The organism is Sphingomonas quercus (genome assembly GCF_018863195.1).
In the GTDB taxonomy this organism is placed as follows: Bacteria; Pseudomonadota; Alphaproteobacteria; order Sphingomonadales; family Sphingomonadaceae; genus Solisphingomonas; species Solisphingomonas quercus.
In genome coordinates this window covers 596925-616060 of the sequence record NZ_JAHKRT010000002.1, presented here as the reverse complement: position 1 = coordinate 616060, position 19136 = coordinate 596925, and the positions used below count along the sequence as shown (strand labels likewise).

The window sequence follows — 19136 nt, the reverse complement described above, 5'->3', positions numbered from 1 at the left end:
GAGGCTGGCCTCAGCGGTCGGGCCGTTGCCGACCAGCGTGTGATAGTCGCCGCCGGTGTGGATGTCGCCCAGCGCGCGCACCTTCAGGTCCGGCAGCACGCGATAGGGCAGGTCGCGCGCCACCGCCACCGCCGCCCCTTCGCCGGAAAAGGCCGCCCCGGCTGCTCCCGCCACCAGCGCCTTGCCGAAATCGCGCCTGTTCATCGCTCCACTCCCGTCTTCTATCACTCGGCCGGCACCGTCATGCCGGGCTCCGAATGGGTGGCGAACGCGGCACGCAATCGCGCCGGACTGAGCTCGCCCTCCCAGCGCGAGACGGCCAGCGTTACCACCCCGTTGGCGACGAAGTTCGTCACCGCCCGGCATTCGCTCATGAACCGGTCGACCCCGAGCAGCAGGCTGACCGAGGCAATCGGGATGTCGGGCACGATCTGCAGCGTCGCCGCCAGCGTGACGAACCCTGCGCCGGTCACGCCCGCCGCGCCCTTCGAGGTGAGCATCGAGATCGCCAGAATCCAAAGCTCCTGGGTCAGGGTGAGATGGGTGCCGGTCGCCTGGGCAAGGAACAGGATGCCCAGCGTCATGTAGATGTTGGTGCCGCACAGATTGAAGCTGTAGCCCATCGGCACGACCAGCCCGACCGTCGTGTCGCGCGCGCCGAGCGCCTCCAGCTTGCGCATGAGGTTGGGCAGCGCCGCCTCGGATGATGCGGTGCCGACGACGATCAGCAGCTCTTCGCGGATATAGCCCAGGAACTTGAAGATCGAGAATCCGAGACACTGGGCAAGAACGCCCATCACCACGAAGATGAAGACCGCGCTGGTTGCGTAGAAGAGGATGACCAGGGCGCCGAGCCGGGCGAGAGAAGAGACGCCGAACGCCCCGATCGTATAGGCCATCGCGCCGAAAATGCCGATCGGCGCCAGGTGGACGATGAGGCCGATGACGCGGAACAGCACATCGCCGACGCTCTCGACCGCCTTGGCGATGCGCCCGCCCGTCGGCCCCATACGGCCGAGCGCGACGCCGGTCAGCACCGAGACGAGCAGCACCTGCAGCAGGTCGCCCTTGGCGAAAGCGTCGACGAAAGTCGTCGGGATGATGGCGAGGAGGTGCGCAACGACCCCGTCGGACGCCGCCCGCTCGACATAGCCGGCCACCGCCGCCTTGCTGGTCGCGTTGGCCAGCATCGTGGCGTCAATGCCGACGCCGGGATGGACGAGATGCGCCGCGATCAGCCCCAGAACCAGGGCGAAGGTCGACGTCAGCTCGAACCACAGCATGGCCTTGAGCCCGATCCGCCCCACCTTGGCCATGTCGTGCATCGAGCCGATGCCGTGGACGATGGTGCAGAAGATCACCGGCCCGATCATCATCCGGATGAGCGCGATGAATGCATCGCCGAGCGGCTTCAGCGCCACCCCTGCACCCGGCCACAGGGCGCCCACCGCGACGCCGACCACGATCGCGATCAGCACTTGCGCGTAAAGCTTGCGCCAGAGTGGAATTCGATCCGACATTATCGTCTCCAGCGCCGGCTGCAACCGGACGTACGACAGCGTTGCGCCCCCTGATGTCGCGGGACACCCTTCCAGGACGAAGCGCTGCTCGTCCCTGGACAATGGGGAGGCGAATGGCGGCGGGGAATGTGGAAAATCTATTCGGAGGCTATAGAGATGTTCTATATCTCGATGGACTTTCCCGGATCACGCCGGCCCGATCTTCTTATTCATGCCGGCGTGATGCGATAAAGCGAGTCGACGTCGGTCAGCACATAGAGCGCCCCGTCCGGCCCGACGCGAACGTCGCGGATCCGGGCGTGGAGGTCGGTGAGCAGCGGTTCCTCCGCGATGATGCGATTGTCCGCCGAGATGGTCAGCCGGTCGAGCAGATTACCGCGCAGGCCCCCGACGAACAGGCTGCCGCGCCATTGCGGGAACAGCTTGCCCTCATAGAAGACGAGGCCGGACGGGCCGATCACCGGATCCCAGTAATAGCGCGGATCTTCCATGCCGCTGTGATGGGTGACGCCCATATTCACCAGCCAGCCGGGATAATCGACGCCATGGGTGACGATCGGCCAGCCATAATTCTTGCCGCGCTCGATCAGGTTCAGCTCGTCGCCGCCGCGCGGGCCGTGCTCGGTTTCCCACAATTGCCCCCTGGCGTCGAACGCCAGCCCCTCCTGGCTGCGCGTACCGGTCGCCCAGATTTCCGGCAGCGCGTCGGGCTTGCCGATGAAGGGATTACCGGGCGCCGGCTTGCCGTCGGCGGTGATGCGGATGATCTTGCCGAGATGGGTCTCCAGGCTTTGCGCCACCAGCCAGGGCGGCGGCTGCAGCCGGGTGCTGTCGCGATTGCCGATGGTGACGTAGAGATAGCCTTGCCTGTCGATGGCGATGCGGCTGCCCTGCTTCGTCGGATAGAGGTTCACCGAGATCGCCGGCAGGCTGCGGAAGATCACCTGCACGTCCCTGAGCGCGCCCGCCGCCGCGTCCAGCGTGGCGCGACCGACGACGATGCGGCTCTGCGCGCCGTCCTTGCCGATGCCGGTTTGTGGACCGGCCGGCTCGTCATAGGTGAAGAACATCCGGTGACTGGTGGCGAAGCCCGGGTCGAACGCGATGTCGAGCAGGCCGCCCTGGCCGCCTTCCCACACCACCTCGGGCACGCCCTTGAGCGGCGGCGAGATGGCGCCTGCCTTGTCGACGATCACCATCTGTCCTGTGCGCTGCCCGACCAGCATCCGCCCGTCCGGCAGGAATTGCAGCGCCCAGGGGCGGGCCAGCTTGTTGGTGACCAGTGTCGCCTTGTAGGCGACGCTCGCGTGATAGGGCGCGCGCGTCTGCTCGGGGAATTCCGGCTTGTTGTCCTGCTTTTCGGGCCAGCGGGTCTCGATCGGCCGCCCTTCCTCGTGCCGCCACTGGATCGGCGCATAGACCGGCGGGTCGTTCTTCGAGCGCGGCGCCGGCGCGGCGGGGCCTCGGGCCGCCGGCGCCGCTCCCGGCGCTTCGCCCGTGCCGAAATGCGCGGCAAGATAGGCGACGACGGTCCCCAACTGATCGGGCGGAACCTGGGCGCCGTTGGCGATCATCTGCTGCACCGTGTCCGACCATTGCTGCGCGTTCTGGTGCTGCGCGGTCACCATGCTGGCGTCGTGACACTGCACGCAGGCCTTGGCGACGACATCATGGCCCGGCCCGGCCGGAAAAGGATCCAGCTGGGCCACGGCCGCCGCTTCAAGAAATAGGGCAGTTGCGAGAATAGTATAACGGAGTCGTATCATCTGGGTGCCCATGAGGAGCCGTGAACAGTCCGGTCGCGGGCGAACCTGCGGTAATGGAATCAGCGGGACAAGTGCGAAAACATGGGGCCCCGATATAGATTTTTTCGTAGGCTGGCGGTACACGGATAGCACGGCGCCAGAATGAGCCGCCCGCGCGGCGGCGGCCGTTGCCGGCCGGCCGGCGGCGGACGGGGTGGGTATGCGATTGTTGATCGTCGAGGATGACGCCGCGCTGGCCCGGGGCATCCTCAAGGTTTTTCGGGCCGAAGGGCTGGCCGTTGATCATGTTTCCGACGGAGAGGAGGCGCTGGAGATCATCCAGATGGAGCCTTACAACGCCGTGGTGCTCGATCTCGGCCTTCCCGATATGGACGGCCTCACCGTCCTCAAGCAGATTCGCCGCGCCAACATCAGCGTGCCGGTGCTGATCCTGACGGCGCGGGACGCCACGGCCGATCGCATCAACGGGCTCAATCAGGGCGCGGACGATTATCTGTGCAAGCCATTCGCGATCGAGGAGCTGGAGGCGCGGGTCCGCGCGCTGATCCGCCGCGGGCTCGGCAATCCCGATCCCCTCCTGAAGCTGGGCACGCTCGAACTGGATCGCGCCACCGGCGCCTGCTACCTGGCCGGCCGGCTGCTGGAATTGACACCGCGGGAACGCGCCGTGCTCGAGACGCTGGCGGCACGCGCGCACAGCGTCGTACCGAAGGCGCGGCTGAGCGCGGAGGTGTTCGGCTATGACGATGCCGTCGCGCCCAACGCGCTGGAGGTGCATATGGGCCGGCTGCGCCGCAAGCTGGAGGGTGGCGACATCGAGATCATCACCGTGCGCGGCCTCGGCTATCTCCTGCGGCTGGCATGAGCCCGCGCAAGGCGAGGAAGCTTTCGCTCAAGCGCCGGCTGCTGCTGACCCTGCTGCCGCCGCTCTGCTGTATCCTGCTCGCGCTCGGCCTTTCCGGAGCGTGGCTGGTGAAGCGGATCGTCGAGGATGCCAGCGACCGGGTGCTCAGCGGCTCGCTGCAGGCGGTCAGCGAGACGTTGGAGATGCAGGAAGGCTATCTGACGATGGACCTTCCGCCGTCAGCGCTGGGCATGCTCGAAAACCCGGATCGCGACGCCATCTATTATAGCGTCACCTATCGCGGCAAGCTCATCACCGGCTATCCCGAGCTGGCCGTCCACCAGCCTGTGCAGCCGCGCATCGAAGGCATCCGCTTCAGCAACAGCGTCTTCCACGGCGAGCCGATCCGCATCGCGTCGGAAGCGCGGCTGGTGCCGCAGCTCGATGCGCCGGTAATCGTGCAGGTCGCCGAGACAGTGAAGAACCGCACCGCCCTTGTGCAGCGGATGCTGATCGCGCTGGCGATCGGCGAGACGATCCTGCTCGTCACCGTCATCGGGCTCGTGATGCTGGCGGTGGACTGGGGTCTGCGGCCGCTCGCGCTGTTGCGGCGCGAGGTCGAGGCGCGCAACGACGAGGCCGAGATCGACTTCGCGCCGCTGCCGCTGTCGTCGGTGCCCCAGGAGGTGCTGCCCTTCGTCTCGGCGTTCAACACGCTGCTCGATCATGTCGATCGCAGTTTCCAGACGCTGCGCCGGTTCACCTCGGATGCCTCCCATCAGCTGCGCGTGCCGCTGGCGGTGGTCCGCGCCCACGTCGAACTGCTGCGCCGCGACGGCCATGGCTCACCCGAGATGCGCGATGCGCTCACCGACATCCATCAGGCGGTACGGGCGTTGCAGCATCTCATCGTGCAGCTCATCTCGCTCGCCAAGGCGGAGCGGCCGAACGGCGACGAGGCGGACGCGGGCAGCTTCGACGCCGTCGAATGCACCGCCGCGGCGGCCCGCACCTATGCGGTGCGGGCGCTCGAAAAAGGCATGGAGCTCAGCTTCGAGGCGGATTGCGAGATGCTGATGCTCGCCGGCAATGCCATTTTCGTCGGCGAGATGATCGGCAATCTGCTCGACAATGCGGTGCTCTACGGCAACGCCGGGGGCCAGATTGTGGTCCGCGTCGACAGCCGGGCCGGGACCGTCGAGGTCGAGGATGATGGCCCCGGCATACCGGAGGGCGCGCGCGAGCGTGTGTTCGAGCGTTTCTATCGGCTGCCGCGCAACGGCGATCGGGAAGGCAGCGGTCTCGGCCTGTCGATCGTACGCGCCCTCGGGCGGCGGATGGGCGCCACGGTGAGCCTCGAAACGCCGGCGGGCGGCCATGGCGTCAAGGCGGTGGTGCGCTTCCCCCTGCCCCCGTCAGGATCGGCCGCTGCGCGCCTCGCGCCAGCGCCGCAGAAACTGGGCGCGGATGAGGCTGTCCAGGCCCGATAGCAGCCCCGGACCGATGCGGATCGCCTGCGTCCGGCGGGGATTGATGCGCAGCTGATCCTTCGGCACGCCGATATCGGCACGCACCGACCCCATGCCGTAATTTTTGAGGATGGTCTGCCCTTCCCGCGACAGCATGAAGTCGAGGAACAGCTTGGCGCTGTTTGGGTGATGGGCGTTGGCGGTGATGATCGCCACGCGCGACAGCATCAGCACATAATCGTCCGGATAGACCACGACCAGTTCCGGATGGGTGCGCTGCATGTCCATCGCATAGGAGGCGATCACGTCATAGCCGATCCACTGGTCGCCCTTGACGATGTTGAGCAGCATGTCGCGGCTGGTGCTGTAGCCGCGCGCCGCGACAAGCCCGAAGGCATCGAACAGGTTCCAGGAATCGCGCGTCACCCGCATATCCTGCGAAAGGAGGAGCATCCCTACCTCGGAGCGCTCGGGATCATAGACGGCGAGCCGGCCCGCCAGGCGATCCTTCTTCTTCTCCAGCAGCGCGCGCAGGCCGGCATGGGTTCGCGGCATCTCGTCGGGCGCCAGGTAGCGGCTGTTGTAGACGAAGGCGATCGGCTCCTGCGTCACGCCATAGCCGAGGTCCTGCCAATGCGCCCAGGTCGGAAGCGATGGCTTTTGCGGCGATGGGTAGGCTTGCGAAAGCCCGTCATTGATCAGCTTTTCCTGAAGGTCCATGGCCGAGCTCCAGATAAAGTCGGCGGAGCGCCGGCCCTCAGCGATCTCGCGCTTGAACCGGCGATACGTCCGGGCGCCGTCGCCATCGGTGTTGCTGACATGGATGAAGGGATAGCGCTGGCGGAACGCGGCCAGCAGGTCGGCCACAGCAGCGTCGGCGTGCACGACGCTGTAGATGATAAGCTCCCTCTCCTGCCGCGCCGCCTCGACGATGCTGCGATAGGATTGCGGATAATCCCAGGCGAGGCCGTCGGCGCGCAGACTGACGACCATCAGCATGGCCAGCAATGGAAAGAAGCGCGACACGATATGGTCCCGCGTTATGCCCCAGGACAAAGAGGGGAGCAGGTCGCTCCCGATGAGGCGGGTTGCCATGCGCCCGGGCCGTCTTTCCTTGCGGAAGGCATGCCGCCTGCCTTCCGTGCGGAAAGACTGGCATCAGGCGGCGATGGAGGCAAGGTCGCAAAAATTGCGGGACACCGACACGCTTGACACCAGCGACCGCAGCAGCGAGGCAAGCAGCGCCTCGGTATTGGGGGCCATATTGCCGGCGAAGACGGCGTTCACCGACTGGCTGATATCCGGATCGACGATGCGGCGCGCGCAGAGCACGCCCTTGTCGATCTCGTCCGCGAACATGCCATAGGCGGACACGGTGTAGCGCCCGCCGTAAAGCACGAGCGAGCGGCGCAGCGTGCTCGCTTCCAGCTCCTGATCGATCGCCAGCTTCACGCCCTGCGCCGAGGCGGCGTCCTCGAGCATCTCGCGCGGGGCATGGCCCCGCGGGCCGACGACGAGCGGGAAAGCGCCAAGCTCGGCGAGGGTGATGTCGCAGCGCGCGGCCGCACGCTCGGTGACCGGCCCGATCAGATAAAGCGGCTCCCGATAGAGGGAGCTGGTCTTGAGCGGTGCGGGGCCGGGGCTGAGGCAGATGGCGAGATCGAGCGCGCCACGCATGACGCTGTCATGCAATTCCGCCGACAGGCCCTCATGCAGCCGGATGCGGAACGGCCGGTTGGCATTGACGTCGAGGAGCAGCGGCGCCAGCACCTGCGCCGGCGACGGGGACAGGCCGATGGAAATCTCGCGCGGGTCGCTGCGCGCGATCGCGGCCATTGCCGCCTTGGCGTCGTTCACCGCCGCCAGGATCGCTTCGGCGTGGTACAGGAAGGCCTCGCCGGCGCTGGTCAGCGACACGCCGCGTGCATGCCGCAGGAGCAGGGGCACACGGAATTCCTGTTCAAGCTGCTTGATCTGGTAGCCGAGTCCCGGCTGCGAGATGCGCAGCTCCCGGCTGGCCGCTGCAAAGCTGGTGCACCGCACGACCGTCACGAAATCCCGTATCTGCCTGACGTCCATCCTCTGTCCCTCCCGTATCGCCGCCGTCCGACCGGGATTCGCTGTCGCGTACCCGGTTCTGGCGTTCATTCCGGCGACAAGGGACGTTAGCCTATTCAGCTGTCAGTTAGCTGTCGGCCCGCGCAAACGTTTGCAACAGTGGGCGAACGGCCTATTTCGGCACGATCCTGAGAAGCTTCGCCGTCTTGGGGGTGTTCTCCGATATCAGCGCGCCGCCACTGTCGGTGAGGACATAGACTGCGCCATCAGGCCCGACACGCACGTCGCGGATGCGCAGGTGAAGATCGGTCAGCAGCGGCTCCTCCTCGACAACCCGTCCGTTCACCAGCTTCAGACGGTCGACAAGCATGCCGCGCAGGCCACCGACGAACAGGCTTCCCCGCCACTGCGGGAACAGCCGCCCCTGATAGAAAGCGAGACCCGAAGGCGCGATCACGGGATCCCAGTAATAGACGGGCTGAGCCATCCCATCCCTGGCGACGATTCCGTCGCCGACCGGCGCACCGGAATAGTCCAGCCCGTGGGTGATGACGGGCCAGCCGTAATTCTTGCCTTTTTCGATCAGGTTCAGCTCGTCGCCGCCGCGCGGGCCATGCTCGGTCTCCCACAATTTTCCGCTCGCCGGGTCGAAGGCCAGACCCTCCTGGCTGCGCTGGCCATAGGCCCAGATCTCCGGCAGCGCCCCGGGCTGTCCGATGAAGGGGTTGCCGGGCGCCGGCTTCCCGTCGACGGTGATCCGGATGACCTTGCCGAGGTGATTGTCGAGCCGCTGCGCCACATCCCACGGATGGGCGCCGGCGCCGTCGCGGTCGCCGATCAGCACGTAGAGATAGCCATCGCGCCCGATGGCGATGCGCCCGCCCGACTTGGTGCCGGCCGAAATGTCGCCCTTCGCCGGCAAGTCGGGCGCGGCCCGGAAGATGGTCCGTACATCGGACAGGGTGCCGCGCGCCGGATCGAGGCGAGCCGTCGCGACAAAGGTGTTGTTCGGGTTCTTGTCGGCCCATTCGAAATAGGTGAAGAAAATCCGTTGATTGCTGGCGAATTTCGGGTCGATGGCGACATCGAGCAGGCCGATCTGCGCGCCTGGCGGGGCCTTCAGCGCGGCGAGGCCGTCCACCGGCGGGGACAATGCGCCGGCGCGATCGAGGATACGGAACGCGCCGGGCAGCCGCTCCGTGATGAGGATGCGCCCCTGCGGCAGGAAGCCGAGCGCCCACGGCGCAGACAGGTCATCGGCCAGCGTCTCCACTTTGTACGATGTGGTGGCGCGATAGGGCGCGCGCGTCTGGCCGGGGAAAAGCGGATGATCATCCTTCTTCTCGGGAGGGCGCGTCTCGACGGGCTGGCCCTCCACCGTCGCATAGCTCGGATAGCGCGGTGCGCGGCGGGCGGCGGTCGCCTCATTTGCCTTCGCCTCGGATTGCACAGGCGCCTGCGCCAGCGCTGAAGGCGAAAGGACGGCGGCGGCAAACGCCGCGGAGAGGAGCGGCGACAGCCGGGCCAAGCCTCTATTGATCATACCCGCGCAACATCCCTCTGCCTCGATCATGCGTGCATGATCACGTCGATTGCGTAACTTGCTATTGATTGTCCGAAATGAGATGGAATGGTCAACTCAATTCGGACATCTCTACTCCATAAGGTTTTTATATTGGCTATAAAATCGATTTATATCTGCCATTCGGCGCCGGCGGGCCATGTATCATTGGAGCAGGCATCATGAGGGCGGGCGGCAAGTTCGTCATCGGCGCGGCGGCGCTTGGCGTGTCGGCCTTGTCCACCGGCGCCAGCGCCGAGATTCGCATGTCGGCCTGGGGCGAAACGCCCGACCATCGCAAGGTCGACCTCTATACGCTGCGCAACAAGGCCGGACTCACCGTGCGCATCGCCACCTATGGCGGAATGCTGGTGGACCTGATCGTGCCGGATCGCGACGGCACGCCGGTCAACGTCATCCGCGGGATGGACCGGCTGACCGATTATTTCGAGCGCCACGCCAGCCTCTACGGGTCGATCGTCGGCCGTTACGGCAATCGCATCAAGGGCGGCCGCTTCACGCTCGACGGCGTCGATTACCAGCTGCCCGTCAACAACCAGGGCAACACCTTGCACGGCGGACCGATCGGTTTCGATCAGCGTATCTGGACGGCGAGCCCGCAGGACGGCGCCGCGCCCAGCCTGACGTTGCGCTATGTCAGCCCCGACGGGGAGATGGGTTTTCCGGGAGCGGTGAAGGCCACGGTGAAGTACACGCTCGACGGGCGGGACCTGCGCGTCGATTTCGGGGCGACCTCCGATCGGCCTACCGTCATCGATCTGTTCGTGCATCCCTGGTTCAACCTCGGCGGCGCGGGCAATGGCGATATATTGGGCCATCGCCTGCAGATTTTCGCCAGCCGCTATGCCGAGATGGATGAGAGCCACACGCCGACGGGCGGCCTCGCTCCGGTCGCCGGCACCCCGTTCGATTTTCGTCGGCCCATCCCGATCGGGACGCATATTCACGATTGCGACTGGCAGATTTCCGGCAATCCCAGGGCGCCGGGCTATGACCAGCAGTTCGCGCTCGACGGCAAGGCGGGGACGCTGCGCCTCGCCGCCCGGCTGGAAGAGCCGGACAGCGGGCGCGTCCTGGAGGTGCTCACGACCCAGCCGGATCTTGGCCTTTATACCACCAACTTTCCGGGCACCATCGCTGGTCGGGCCGGCGAGCGTTATGGCCAATATGGCGCGGTGGTGTTCGAGACGCAGCATTTCGGCAACTCGCCCAATCTGCCGCAATTTCCCAGCACCGTGCTACGGCCAGGCGCGAAGTTCCACGAGATGACGATCTTCCGCTTTCCGGCGGGTGGCGGGGGCCGGGCCAGCCCGCCCCGCTCCCCGCACCTGATCGCGGACGCACCGCCTTGCGGAATGCCCACCCCGCCCCACGCACGGTGACGCGGACCGGGGCGGCCACCCGCCCTGTCATGCCTGGCCGAGGATGAGTTTTGCCTCTTCGTTGACGCCGCGTTTGAGGCCGAGGAGGTAGCCATTGGCGAAGCCGTAGGATTGCAGGCTCTTGGGGTCGTCGGGGTGGCGGGGATTGTGGTCGGGCAGGATCGTTCCGGGATAGCCGGTGTCGCGCAGCAGGCGGGTGATGTTGTAGTAATTGATGTCGCCCATATCGAGGAAGACTTCCTGGAAGTCGTTCTGGCCGCCGATGATGTTGCGCATGTGGACCTGGGTGACCTTGTTGCGTTCGAGCAGGTAACGCATGATCTCGAGCTGGTCGTTCGGGTTCTTGAACGATTCCCCGCCGACGCCGGCGCAGTAGGACAGCGCGTTATGCGGATCGTCGACCATCGCCACATAGCGCTTGAGGCCGTTGGCGAAGTCGGCATCATAGTTGGTCACGCCGAGATAGCCGGCGGGCAGGCCGCCCGGATCGAACGGATGCAGCGACATCCGCACCTTGTACTGGCGCGCGACGGGGATGATGTCCTTCAGGAAGATCTCGATCCGCGCCCAATATTCCTCCAGCGAGACGACCCCGGCATAATCGGGCGGCAGCGTCCGCCAGTTTGCCGGCAGGGTGAAGCCGTTATGGGTCGCCCCGCCGCGCACCACCGCGCGCTTGTTGCGCTGCTGCGGGATCATGCACCAGTGATAGCTGATCGAGGTGACGCCGGCCTCGCTGCACTTGCGGATATTGTCCTTCAGCCGATCCAGCCAGCGGCGGCGATCGTCATTGGTCTTCATGATGATGAACGCCGAGTCCATGCGCACGCATTCGAGGACCATGTCCATCTTGCGGCAATCATCCTGCATCCGCTTCAGCGCATCGCCGTCCCACGGGCCAAGCTCCTCGACGCTGCGCTCGCTGGGCACCGGCTGGCCGACGACCTGGGCGAGGTTGCGGCTGGCGGTGATCGTCACCAGGTTGGCGCCGTAGCGCTTGAAGAACTCCAGGCTCTTCCTGTCGGTCGGCGCGTCGCCGGCAACGCTGTGATAATCGCCGCCCAGGTTGAAGCCCTCGTTCACGCGCACCTTGAGATCCGCAAACACCTGCCCCGGACCGAGACGCCCGACCCGGCGCGACGGCTGCGCGGCAGCAAGCGCCGGCATGCCCGCCGCAAGGCCCACACCCGCCGCGCCGAGAATGCTCCTGCCAAAATCCCGCCTGTCCATCTCACCTTCCCCTGACTACGTAATTGCATGAATAGTTATTGGCCTGAAGGACATTCCAGCGCCGCCTATAGTGCCGTCGACAATGCATTCTCCTTCCCATGACAACATCCATCTTGATGGATGCAAGGAATAGCTTGTGCGCTTGCTTGTCACCGGCTTGCGATTGCCCTGTCATGGGCACGACCCGCCTAATGCGATGATCTGGAGTTGAGAGCGGCGAGAACCGCGTCGCTCAGTTCGTGGTCGGACGCCGGATTCTGGCCAGTGATCATCTCGCGGTCGACCACGACCAGAGGTTGCGCTGGCGGTCCGACGCGCACCTGGGCACCGGCGATCCTTACCGCGTCTTCGATATAGAAAGGCATCCTGCCGCCGAGGGCCTGTTCCTTCGGCATTTCTTCCGCGGTAGACAGCAGGGTCATCTTATAACCGGCATAGGGCCAGCCGGACGCAATCGTCTTCGCCTTCCCGGTGCGCCCCGCCACCAGAGCCTGGCGAAACCCCGCCGGATCCTTGACGGTCGCCGCGAAGGCGACAGGGGCGTGGCAGAGCATGGCCGTCGGCTTACCCGTCTGGTGGAAATAACGCAGCGCCGTGCCAAGCGCCCGATCTTCCATCAGGTCGACCATCGGCGCCCGCCCGCCCGGAACATAGATTGCAGCAAACTTGCCGAGGCCGGCCTTTACGACCGCGTCCAGCCGCTGCGGTTTCTGAAGAGAAGGATAGGAAAGCACGAACTTCGTCGCCTGCCTGAGGGCGGCTTCGTCTCCGTGAAAGAGATCGGGCGTAATCGAGATGCCGTCGACCGCCGGCGCATTGCCGTCGGGGGTCGCCACCACGACCTCGTAGCCGGCCTGGATGAACGCCTGCGCCGGGACGGCCAGTTCGTTCAGAAAATAGCCGGTGGGGATTTTTCGGCCATCCTTGAGCGCCATCGCGTTGACGCTGGAGGCGACCAGCAGGATCCGTCCCTTCGCTGCGTTCGCCGCACCTGCCGGCACGAACGAAAGGAGAGAAACGGCGGCGACCACAGCCGCCGACGGCATGAACTTCATTTTATCCGCACCTTCCTGCGTGTCGCCATGCGGGCCGCGGTCAACGAGGAAGCCGCGCCGCTCAATGCCAATATGCGGGATTTATATTGCGCGGCCACCCGGGTCACAAGTAGCAAAACAAAGTCTAGTTATAAATTATTCGGAGATTAGCCGAATAAAATACTTATAGCTCGAATTGGTTGATAGTATTCCCGGCACCCTGCGCCGGATGACCCGCAGCACCCCGGATCGGCAGGGGCCGTCCTGTGCTACGCCGGCTTCCTGTTTCTCAGCGCTCGGCTTCGCGTGCCGTGGCGGCGGGTCCGCGCTCCGCGGAGGGCGGCCTCGGCGAGGACCAGCGGATGAGCGGGGCGATCGGCGATCGAACTGAGATGAAGGTTGCGATGATCGAAATTCGGCCGGGGCGCATGCCCCCGGGCTTTGACAGTCGGCATCCCGGCGAGGATGATCATGCCGACGGGATGAGGAGCCGAATATCGTGCTGAGCCGCCGCGAAACTCTCGCTGCCGGGTTGATGACAGGTTTGGCCCATTCTGCGGCCGCCGCGGCGACGGGCAGCTGGCCCGACTTCCCCGCCGAGGAAATCGAGATATGGCCCGGGACCCCGCCCGGCGCGCCGGCGACCCTGCCGGTCGAACAGGTGATCGAGAATGGCGACGCCAACCGCCACAATCGCCTGGTAAAGGGCATCGCGCGGCCGCGCCTCAAGCTGTTCCGGCCGGCCCGGCCCAACGGCGCGGCGCTGCTCGTCACGCCCGGCGGGGGCTATTCGGTAATCGTCATCGATGCCGAGGGATATCAGATCGGGCCGTGGCTCAGCGAGCGCGGCTGGACGGTGTTCGTGCTCTATTATCGGCTACCCGGCGAGGGGTGGGCCAATCGCGCCGACGTTCCGCTCGCCGACGCGCAGCGCGCGATGCGGCTCATCCGATCGCGTGCGACCCGATTTGGCTTCGATCCCGAAAAGCTCGGTGCCCTCGGCTTTTCCGCCGGCGGCCATGTCTGCGGCGATCTCGCCACCCGTCATGACGCGAAGGTCTATGAGCCGATCGATGCCGTCGACCGGCTCAGCGCGCGCCCGGTCATTGCCGCGCCCATCTATGCCGTCCAGTCGATGACCCCGCCGCTCGCCCATGCCGGTTCACGCGAGATGCTGCTGGGGCCGAACCCCTCGCGAGCGATTGAGCAGGCCCACAGCCCGGCGCACAATGTCTCGGCCCGGACGCCGCCCTGTTTCCTGGCCCATGCCGAGGACGACGCCACCGTCGCCGTCGCCAACAGCCTCGAGATGCGCGCCGCCCTCAAGGCCGCCGGCGTCGAGGTTGAGACGCATCTGTTCACGGCAGGCGGCCATGGTTTCGGCTTGCCCGGGCCGAAGGGAGAGCCCGCACGGCATTGGCCCGAGATGTTCGCCGCCTGGGCGGCGGCGCGCGGCCTCGGTTGAAAAAACTGGTCTGACAAATAACGGCCGGCCGCTTAGCGCCCGGTGAGCGCCGCCGCGCCCCAGGTGACCGGCAGCCGCTGATTGTCGCCGCCCGGGCTGCGCGCGACGAGTTCGATCAGCCTGATCCCGGCGACGGACGCCGAGACCGGCTCCGCCGCCATGCCCCAGGCGAGCGGGCGACTGGTGGCGAGGAGCTTGCCGTCGCCATAGACCGCGAATGTCACGGCATGGGCCTTGTCGGTGGCGCTGTCGTCGACGCCGACCATCGCCGTGAAGCGGCCTGCGCCGTCGTTCCGCACCTCGAGGCGGGAATTGGCGAGGATGCCGATGCCGGCCGTGAAGGGCTTGCCCGCGACCTGTAGCACTTGCCCGTAGGGCGCGCTGTCGGCCCGTGCGCCGCCCCACCCGGCATAGGTCGGCCGGTCCCCGGCCCCGTTCGTGCCGGACCAGCCATCGGCGGTCCTGAAGATCGTCGGGTCCGCCACCGGGTCGAGGATGCCGTCCACGGCCGGGTTCACACGCCCCGGCTGCTCCGAAAGATAATAACCGTCCTCCAGCGCCCGCCTGCCATGGGCGCGGAAGACCAGCGTCTCTCGCGGTTCGACATGCAGCTTGATCCGGCCGCTGAAGCTCGTCCGCCGCTTGCTCCACAGATCGGTCAGCTCGATCGGCGCGGAGTCGCTGAATTTCAGATGGAATGCGTGCAAGTCGACGTCATGGCCGCCCGATCCGCGATTGAAGATCGCCACCGCCTTGTCCCCGGAGGCCAGCGTCTTCACCAGTATCTGCACGTCACTGCTGTCATAGGCGAGGATCGCCTGGTTGCCGGCGGGATCCTGATCGAGCGCGATGATGTCGGCGTTTCCGAACACCTCCATCAGCGAGGCCGGCGTCGTGCGCAGGTCGGCGCCGATCAACAGCGGCGCGTTCATCATTGCCCACAGCGCGAAGTGGGAGCGCGCCTCCTTCAGGTGATCGGCGTCGAAATCCCCTGCCCCGATGTACAGCATGTCGGGGTCGTTCCACGATCCGGGATGGGCATAGAGCGAGCGCGTCACCGCGCTGTCGTAATTGACGAGCAGACGGCCCCATCTGGGCGAGATATCATCGCTCGTCCGCGAGATGTTGCCGAAATCCTTGCCCCAGGCGCGGACGTTCGCGGCGCCCCATACGCAAAGGGACAGTACATAATCCTCGTCCGGATTCTCGCGCCTCAGGGCCGTGTTGATCTGCCGGAACAGCGACTGCACCGCCGGAATGTCGGTCCGCGTCACCGCGCCCGAATCCATGATCGGGCCGAGGGGCCGGAATTTGCCGGACCGCACGCGTTCGCTGTCCGGCCCGTAATCGCGCAGGCCGCATCCGTCGACCTTGATGAAGTCGAACCCCCATTCGCGGAAAAACAGCGCGATGTCCTGGTCGATATGGCCATAAAGGCCGACTTCCCGTTCCAGGACACTGCCCTTGGGCAGGTCCGCCTCGGTTGGCGAGAACGCTTCCGAACAGGTGTTGCGGCCCAGGTCGGAATAGATGCCGGCCTTCAATCCCATGGCATGAAGCCGATCCGTGAACGGCTTGAACGTCGGTGCGCCGCCCGCTTCGGCGGAAGGGAATTTGTCGACACGGATGATCATGCGGCCGTCGGGCAGGCGACGCCGCAGCGCCCATCCATCGTCGATGTTGACGTAACGATAGCCCTTGGCGGCGAGGCCGCTGTCGACGATCCGCTGCGCCGAGCCGATGATCTTGTCTTCGTCGATGTCGGTGGCAAACGCGTTCCAGCTGCTCCACCCCATCGGTGGCGCGGCCGCCTGCCCCGACGTGTACCCGGACCAGCGCCCCGTCGGAGCGAGAGGATCGGGCGATGCGGCCGCGGCCGGAAATGCGGCGACCGCCGCTGCCAGCGCGCCCAGTTTGAGCAACGTCACGCCCATCGCGCCCCTCCCCTGTCCTCGCCGCGCCATGCGGACGGCGACCCGCCTCAATCGCGAAACAACAGCGGCGCCAGCTCGCGGAGGCTGCGGCGCCAGGTGAGGAATTCGTGCGCCGTGTCCGGAGACACGTAAAAGACGCTGTTGATCCCCGCCGCCTTCAGCGCCTCGGCATTGGCCTTCGGGTCCGACGGCGGGGCGCCGGGCGGCAGGTTGGTGCGGTTGCGATCGAGCTCGCGGCTGCCGAAGCTGACGAAGACCAGCTTCACCTTGTTCCTGAAATCCGGGGTTGCGCGGACGTCCTCCATCGAGAAGGTGCCGCCACTCAGCAAGCCGATCGCGGAGAATTTATCCAGGTTCTTCGGCGCGATCAGCTTGGTTTCGAAGCCGCCCATCGACAGCCCCGCCATGGCGCGATGCGGCGCATCGGCGAGCGTCCGGAAATGGCCGTCGACATAGGGAATGAGTTCGTTGAGCAGCACGGTCTGGAACGGGCGGATGTCGAAGCTGGCAAGGCCGCCGGGGCTGCCGGGCCGGATGTCGTTGGTCATGCCGTAGGTCATCACGATGATGAACGGCCGCGTTTTGCCGGCGGCGATCAGGTTATCCATGATCAGGTTGGCATGGCCCTGATTGGACCAGGCCGTCTCGTCCTCACCCCAGCCATGCTGGAGATAGAGGACCGGATAGCGCGCGCCCTGATCCTGATCATAGCCCGGCGGCGTATAGACGAAGGCCCGGCGCTGCGTGCCGGTGCTCGGCGACGGAAACAGCACCTGCTGCACATGCCCATGGGGAACGTTCTTCAAGGCATAGAAATCGGCGTCGCGGGCCGGGATCTCGATGCCGCTTTCCCAGCGCGTCGAGCCATAGAAGTTCAGCGTCCCCGGGTCGTTGAAGGTGCCGCCGTCCACCGTCAGGTGATAATAATGAAAACCCTCGTCGAGCGGCCCTTCGGAAGTGCCGACCCAGCTTCCGTCATCCGCCTTGGTGAGCACGGTGCCGCCCCGGCCGCCAAGCCCCAGGCTGACCTTCACCGCCTTGGCATCGGGCGCGACGATGCGGAAGCGGGCATAGCCCTGCGAATTGACCTGCGGATATTGCTGGCCGGGCTGGTTCAGCGAGGATGGCTTGAAATCCTCTTTCGCCGCGGCGCCGCCCTGCGCCAGTGCAGGCGCCGAGCTGATCGCAGCACCCAGCATCAGAATCATCGCACGGTTCATCGCCGACTCCTCGCCCCATCGCCGTCCTCGCGATGAGGAGCGATCAATAGTCGGAGTATTGCCGGAATTTTGTACGGCTGCAACCGTGCCGGCTTTTCCGTCTTTTCCGGGCGCGCGTTTCCGGCGGGGGTACCTGCGCAAGCGGGCCGCGACCCTGCAATGCCGACAAGCGGGGGTGCAGAACGTCCTGCTCAATCTCGATCATTTATTGCGCTGCTCATCCGGCGCAATTGACCGCCGCCACGACGCGCAACCGGGCTGGTGGCGGCGTTCTCCCACCGGAGGGCGCCGCCCCCTCGTATCAGGAAGCCTTTGCGCCCCCGCTGACGGCGCCCTTCGTCGATGGATTTGAAGCGTTCTGCTTCGGCGGGCCCTCTTTCTTGGGTTTGCGGGCTTCCTTGTTCTTCTTTACCTGACCCTTGGCCATCGCGACTACTCCATCAAGATCGTAAAATCTGCTCGCCCGTTTCCGGACCCGGCTTCAACGCATGAAGCGGGGCGGGGGCGGCAGACGCCACGGCGCCCTCCGCCGCCGCCGGACTTTGAACCCCGCGCACGGCGACGGAAAGGCAGAGGACACGCAGCACCCGCCCGCATGTCTCAACGGCGAGAGGCGCGCGCCTTTCGCGCGGCGTAGCGCGCGTCCCGCGCCGCCTTGCGATCGTCTTCGGTCCACAGCTTCTTCTGGGCAGCCTTGTCGGCGGCTGCTTCCGCCCGTGCCTGGGCGGCCGCTTCCACGCGCGCCTTCGCCTCGGCCTCGGCTTCGGCAGCGGCCTGTCGCTCCTGCTCGCGCTTCGCCTCGATCGCCGCCTTCATGGCGAGATCAAGGGCGGCGCGCTTCTCTGCCGCCGCAGCTTCCCGCGCCTGCCGACGGGCGATCCGCTCGGCGGTCACTGCCTCGTCGATCGGCGGCTTGGCGCGATACCGGGCGAGTGCGGCGTTGCGCGCGCGGGCCGCGGCCTCCTGCCGCTCCTGAAATCCTGCTTCTTTGAATGCCGGCATCTGTATCTTGCTATCCTTGAATGAAGGTTGGCGCTGACTGCATAGTCCCTTCGCCGCGCCCGAGGCGCTCCTGCGGGACTTTGTGAGGCTGGAAGGACATGGGGAGCCTGAGCGGCCCGATATCCCTCGCAGGCGACGTTCAGCGCCACCAACATAGCCCCATTCTGCGAGAAAGCCAGACGTCCGCATCTTTCTCCCGGGGAATTCGGAGCCTCCCCGGGCGGGCGGGCGTGACGACCGGTGCGGAATCGGGTTCGGCATCAGCCGGCAAGAATGAGAGCGAACCGCCCGGACAGGGCGATCCGCTCATTCGCTGTCCGCGCCGGCGCTGCGCCTTACGCCCGGCCAGCTAGCCGAAGAAAATCCAGCACTCCGTGGACATCTGGCCGGTGGCCGGCAGGATCGGAGGCGTGCCGGCCGGCACGAGCATCGCTTCCCACCGCATGCACTCGCGGGTGCGGCGATAGGCCTCATGCGGGTGCTCCACCAGTCGCAGGACGTCCCGCCGGTCATCGCGATCGGCCAGCCATCCGGTCGGCATTCCCGCCCTCGCTGCCTCCCAGACATGATTCAGATAGGTTTGCGAATAGTGCACCGGCGCCCCCTGTTGACGAGCACCGCGCTAGGCAG

At 66.1% G+C, this 19136-nt stretch carries 17 protein-coding genes; 4 read left to right on the top strand and 13 right to left on the bottom strand.

What is annotated here, in order from left to right:
* The 3 genes from KOF26_RS05985 to KOF26_RS05975 form a co-directional block, all read right to left on the bottom strand.
* Nucleotides 1-204: hypothetical protein (locus KOF26_RS05985; RefSeq protein ID WP_216321613.1), on the bottom strand; the 204-nt coding region annotated here is incomplete at its 3' end.
* Nucleotides 205-224: 20 nt separating this feature from the next.
* Nucleotides 225-1520 (bottom strand): C4-dicarboxylate transporter DctA, encoded by a 1296-nt coding sequence (dctA, locus tag KOF26_RS05980; protein ID WP_216321610.1) that lies wholly within the window; start codon nucleotides 1518-1520, stop codon nucleotides 225-227.
* Nucleotides 1521-1729: 209 nt separating this feature from the next.
* Nucleotides 1730-3229, bottom strand: coding sequence for a PQQ-dependent sugar dehydrogenase (locus KOF26_RS05975; RefSeq protein ID WP_216321591.1), 1500 nt, complete (start codon nucleotides 3227-3229; stop codon nucleotides 1730-1732).
* 256 nt (nucleotides 3230-3485) lie between these two features.
* Here KOF26_RS05975 and KOF26_RS05970 point away from each other — a divergent pair, with 256 nt between their 5' ends.
* Nucleotides 3486-4151, top strand: a complete 666-nt coding sequence (locus KOF26_RS05970) for a response regulator (RefSeq protein ID WP_216321588.1) — start codon at nucleotides 3486-3488, stop codon at nucleotides 4149-4151.
* Nucleotides 4148-5620 (top strand): sensor histidine kinase, encoded by a 1473-nt coding sequence (locus KOF26_RS05965; RefSeq protein WP_216321577.1) that lies wholly within the window; start codon nucleotides 4148-4150, stop codon nucleotides 5618-5620. Before KOF26_RS05970 ends, KOF26_RS05965 begins: the two co-directional genes overlap by 4 nt.
* Here the strand turns inward: KOF26_RS05965 and KOF26_RS05960 are convergent.
* The 3 genes from KOF26_RS05960 to KOF26_RS05950 form a co-directional block, all read right to left on the bottom strand.
* On the bottom strand, nucleotides 5546-6694 hold the full coding sequence (locus KOF26_RS05960) for an ABC transporter substrate-binding protein (RefSeq protein WP_216321575.1): 1149 nt from the start codon (nucleotides 6692-6694) through the stop codon (nucleotides 5546-5548). The two genes, KOF26_RS05965 and KOF26_RS05960, sit on opposite strands and share 75 nt — an antisense overlap.
* Nucleotides 6695-6757: 63 nt before the next feature.
* A complete protein-coding gene (locus KOF26_RS05955) occupies nucleotides 6758-7678 on the bottom strand; it encodes a LysR family transcriptional regulator (protein WP_216321573.1) in 921 nt (306 codons plus the stop codon).
* Nucleotides 7679-7829: 151 nt separating this feature from the next.
* Nucleotides 7830-9185, bottom strand: a complete 1356-nt coding sequence (locus tag KOF26_RS05950) for a PQQ-dependent sugar dehydrogenase (RefSeq protein ID WP_216321571.1) — start codon at nucleotides 9183-9185, stop codon at nucleotides 7830-7832.
* Nucleotides 9186-9400: 215 nt separating this feature from the next.
* Here KOF26_RS05950 and KOF26_RS05945 point away from each other — a divergent pair, with 215 nt between their 5' ends.
* Nucleotides 9401-10621, top strand: coding sequence for an aldose epimerase family protein (locus KOF26_RS05945; protein ID WP_216321569.1), 1221 nt, complete (start codon nucleotides 9401-9403; stop codon nucleotides 10619-10621).
* Nucleotides 10622-10648: 27 nt separating this feature from the next.
* Here the strand turns inward: KOF26_RS05945 and KOF26_RS05940 are convergent, their stop codons facing one another.
* Both KOF26_RS05940 and KOF26_RS05935 read right to left on the bottom strand, forming a co-directional pair.
* A complete protein-coding gene (locus KOF26_RS05940; RefSeq protein ID WP_216321565.1) occupies nucleotides 10649-11788 on the bottom strand; it encodes a mannonate dehydratase in 1140 nt (379 codons plus the stop codon).
* Between the two features lie 251 nt (nucleotides 11789-12039).
* Complete coding sequence (locus tag KOF26_RS05935; protein WP_216321562.1) at nucleotides 12040-12906, bottom strand: type 1 glutamine amidotransferase domain-containing protein; 867 nt, start codon at nucleotides 12904-12906, stop codon at nucleotides 12040-12042.
* 514 nt (nucleotides 12907-13420) lie between these two features.
* On the opposite strand from KOF26_RS05935, the gene KOF26_RS05930 reads away from it, so the two are divergent.
* Nucleotides 13421-14350: an alpha/beta hydrolase gene (locus KOF26_RS05930; RefSeq protein WP_216321559.1), complete on the top strand. Its 930-nt coding sequence runs from the start codon at nucleotides 13421-13423 to the stop codon at nucleotides 14348-14350.
* 32 nt (nucleotides 14351-14382) lie between these two features.
* On the opposite strand, the gene KOF26_RS05925 is transcribed toward KOF26_RS05930, so the two are convergent.
* From KOF26_RS05925 to KOF26_RS05910, 5 genes are all read right to left on the bottom strand, one after another.
* A complete protein-coding gene (locus KOF26_RS05925; RefSeq protein WP_216321558.1) occupies nucleotides 14383-16284 on the bottom strand; it encodes an NPCBM/NEW2 domain-containing protein in 1902 nt (633 codons plus the stop codon).
* Nucleotides 16285-16331: 47 nt separating this feature from the next.
* Nucleotides 16332-17504, bottom strand: coding sequence for an alpha/beta hydrolase-fold protein (locus KOF26_RS05920; RefSeq protein WP_216321555.1), 1173 nt, complete (start codon nucleotides 17502-17504; stop codon nucleotides 16332-16334).
* 301 nt (nucleotides 17505-17805) lie between these two features.
* Complete coding sequence (locus KOF26_RS17290; protein WP_301183112.1) at nucleotides 17806-17931, bottom strand: hypothetical protein; 126 nt, start codon at nucleotides 17929-17931, stop codon at nucleotides 17806-17808.
* Between the two features lie 173 nt (nucleotides 17932-18104).
* The gene (locus tag KOF26_RS05915) at nucleotides 18105-18506 is read right to left on the bottom strand and encodes a DUF6481 family protein (RefSeq protein ID WP_216321552.1); all 402 of its coding nucleotides are present in this window, start codon (nucleotides 18504-18506) and stop codon (nucleotides 18105-18107) included.
* Between the two features lie 349 nt (nucleotides 18507-18855).
* Nucleotides 18856-19101, bottom strand: a complete 246-nt coding sequence (locus KOF26_RS05910) for a hypothetical protein (RefSeq protein WP_216321549.1) — start codon at nucleotides 19099-19101, stop codon at nucleotides 18856-18858.
* Nucleotides 19102-19136: the final 35 nt, after the last annotated feature.

Bases quoted from the DNA above. Each gene is read 5' to 3' on its own strand.
- dctA (WP_216321610.1), bottom strand. From the start codon at position 1,520: ATGTCGGATCGAATTCCACTCTGGCGCAAGCTTTACGCGCAAGTGCTG.
- KOF26_RS05970 (WP_216321588.1), top strand. From the start codon at position 3,486: ATGCGATTGTTGATCGTCGAGGATGACGCCGCGCTGGCCCGGGGCATC.
- KOF26_RS05965 (WP_216321577.1), top strand. From the start codon at position 4,148: ATGAGCCCGCGCAAGGCGAGGAAGCTTTCGCTCAAGCGCCGGCTGCTG.
- KOF26_RS05960 (WP_216321575.1), bottom strand. From the start codon at position 6,694: ATGGCAACCCGCCTCATCGGGAGCGACCTGCTCCCCTCTTTGTCCTGG.
- KOF26_RS05955 (WP_216321573.1), bottom strand. From the start codon at position 7,678: ATGGACGTCAGGCAGATACGGGATTTCGTGACGGTCGTGCGGTGCACC.
- KOF26_RS05945 (WP_216321569.1), top strand. From the start codon at position 9,401: ATGAGGGCGGGCGGCAAGTTCGTCATCGGCGCGGCGGCGCTTGGCGTG.
- KOF26_RS05940 (WP_216321565.1), bottom strand. From the start codon at position 11,788: ATGCCGGCGCTTGCTGCCGCGCAGCCGTCGCGCCGGGTCGGGCGTCTC.
- KOF26_RS05935 (WP_216321562.1), bottom strand. From the start codon at position 12,906: ATGAAGTTCATGCCGTCGGCGGCTGTGGTCGCCGCCGTTTCTCTCCTT.
- KOF26_RS05930 (WP_216321559.1), top strand. From the start codon at position 13,421: ATGACAGGTTTGGCCCATTCTGCGGCCGCCGCGGCGACGGGCAGCTGG.
- KOF26_RS05925 (WP_216321558.1), bottom strand. From the start codon at position 16,284: ATGGGCGTGACGTTGCTCAAACTGGGCGCGCTGGCAGCGGCGGTCGCC.
- KOF26_RS05920 (WP_216321555.1), bottom strand. From the start codon at position 17,504: ATGAACCGTGCGATGATTCTGATGCTGGGTGCTGCGATCAGCTCGGCG.
- KOF26_RS17290 (WP_301183112.1), bottom strand. From the start codon at position 17,931: ATGGCCAAGGGTCAGGTAAAGAAGAACAAGGAAGCCCGCAAACCCAAG.
- KOF26_RS05915 (WP_216321552.1), bottom strand. From the start codon at position 18,506: ATGCCGGCATTCAAAGAAGCAGGATTTCAGGAGCGGCAGGAGGCCGCG.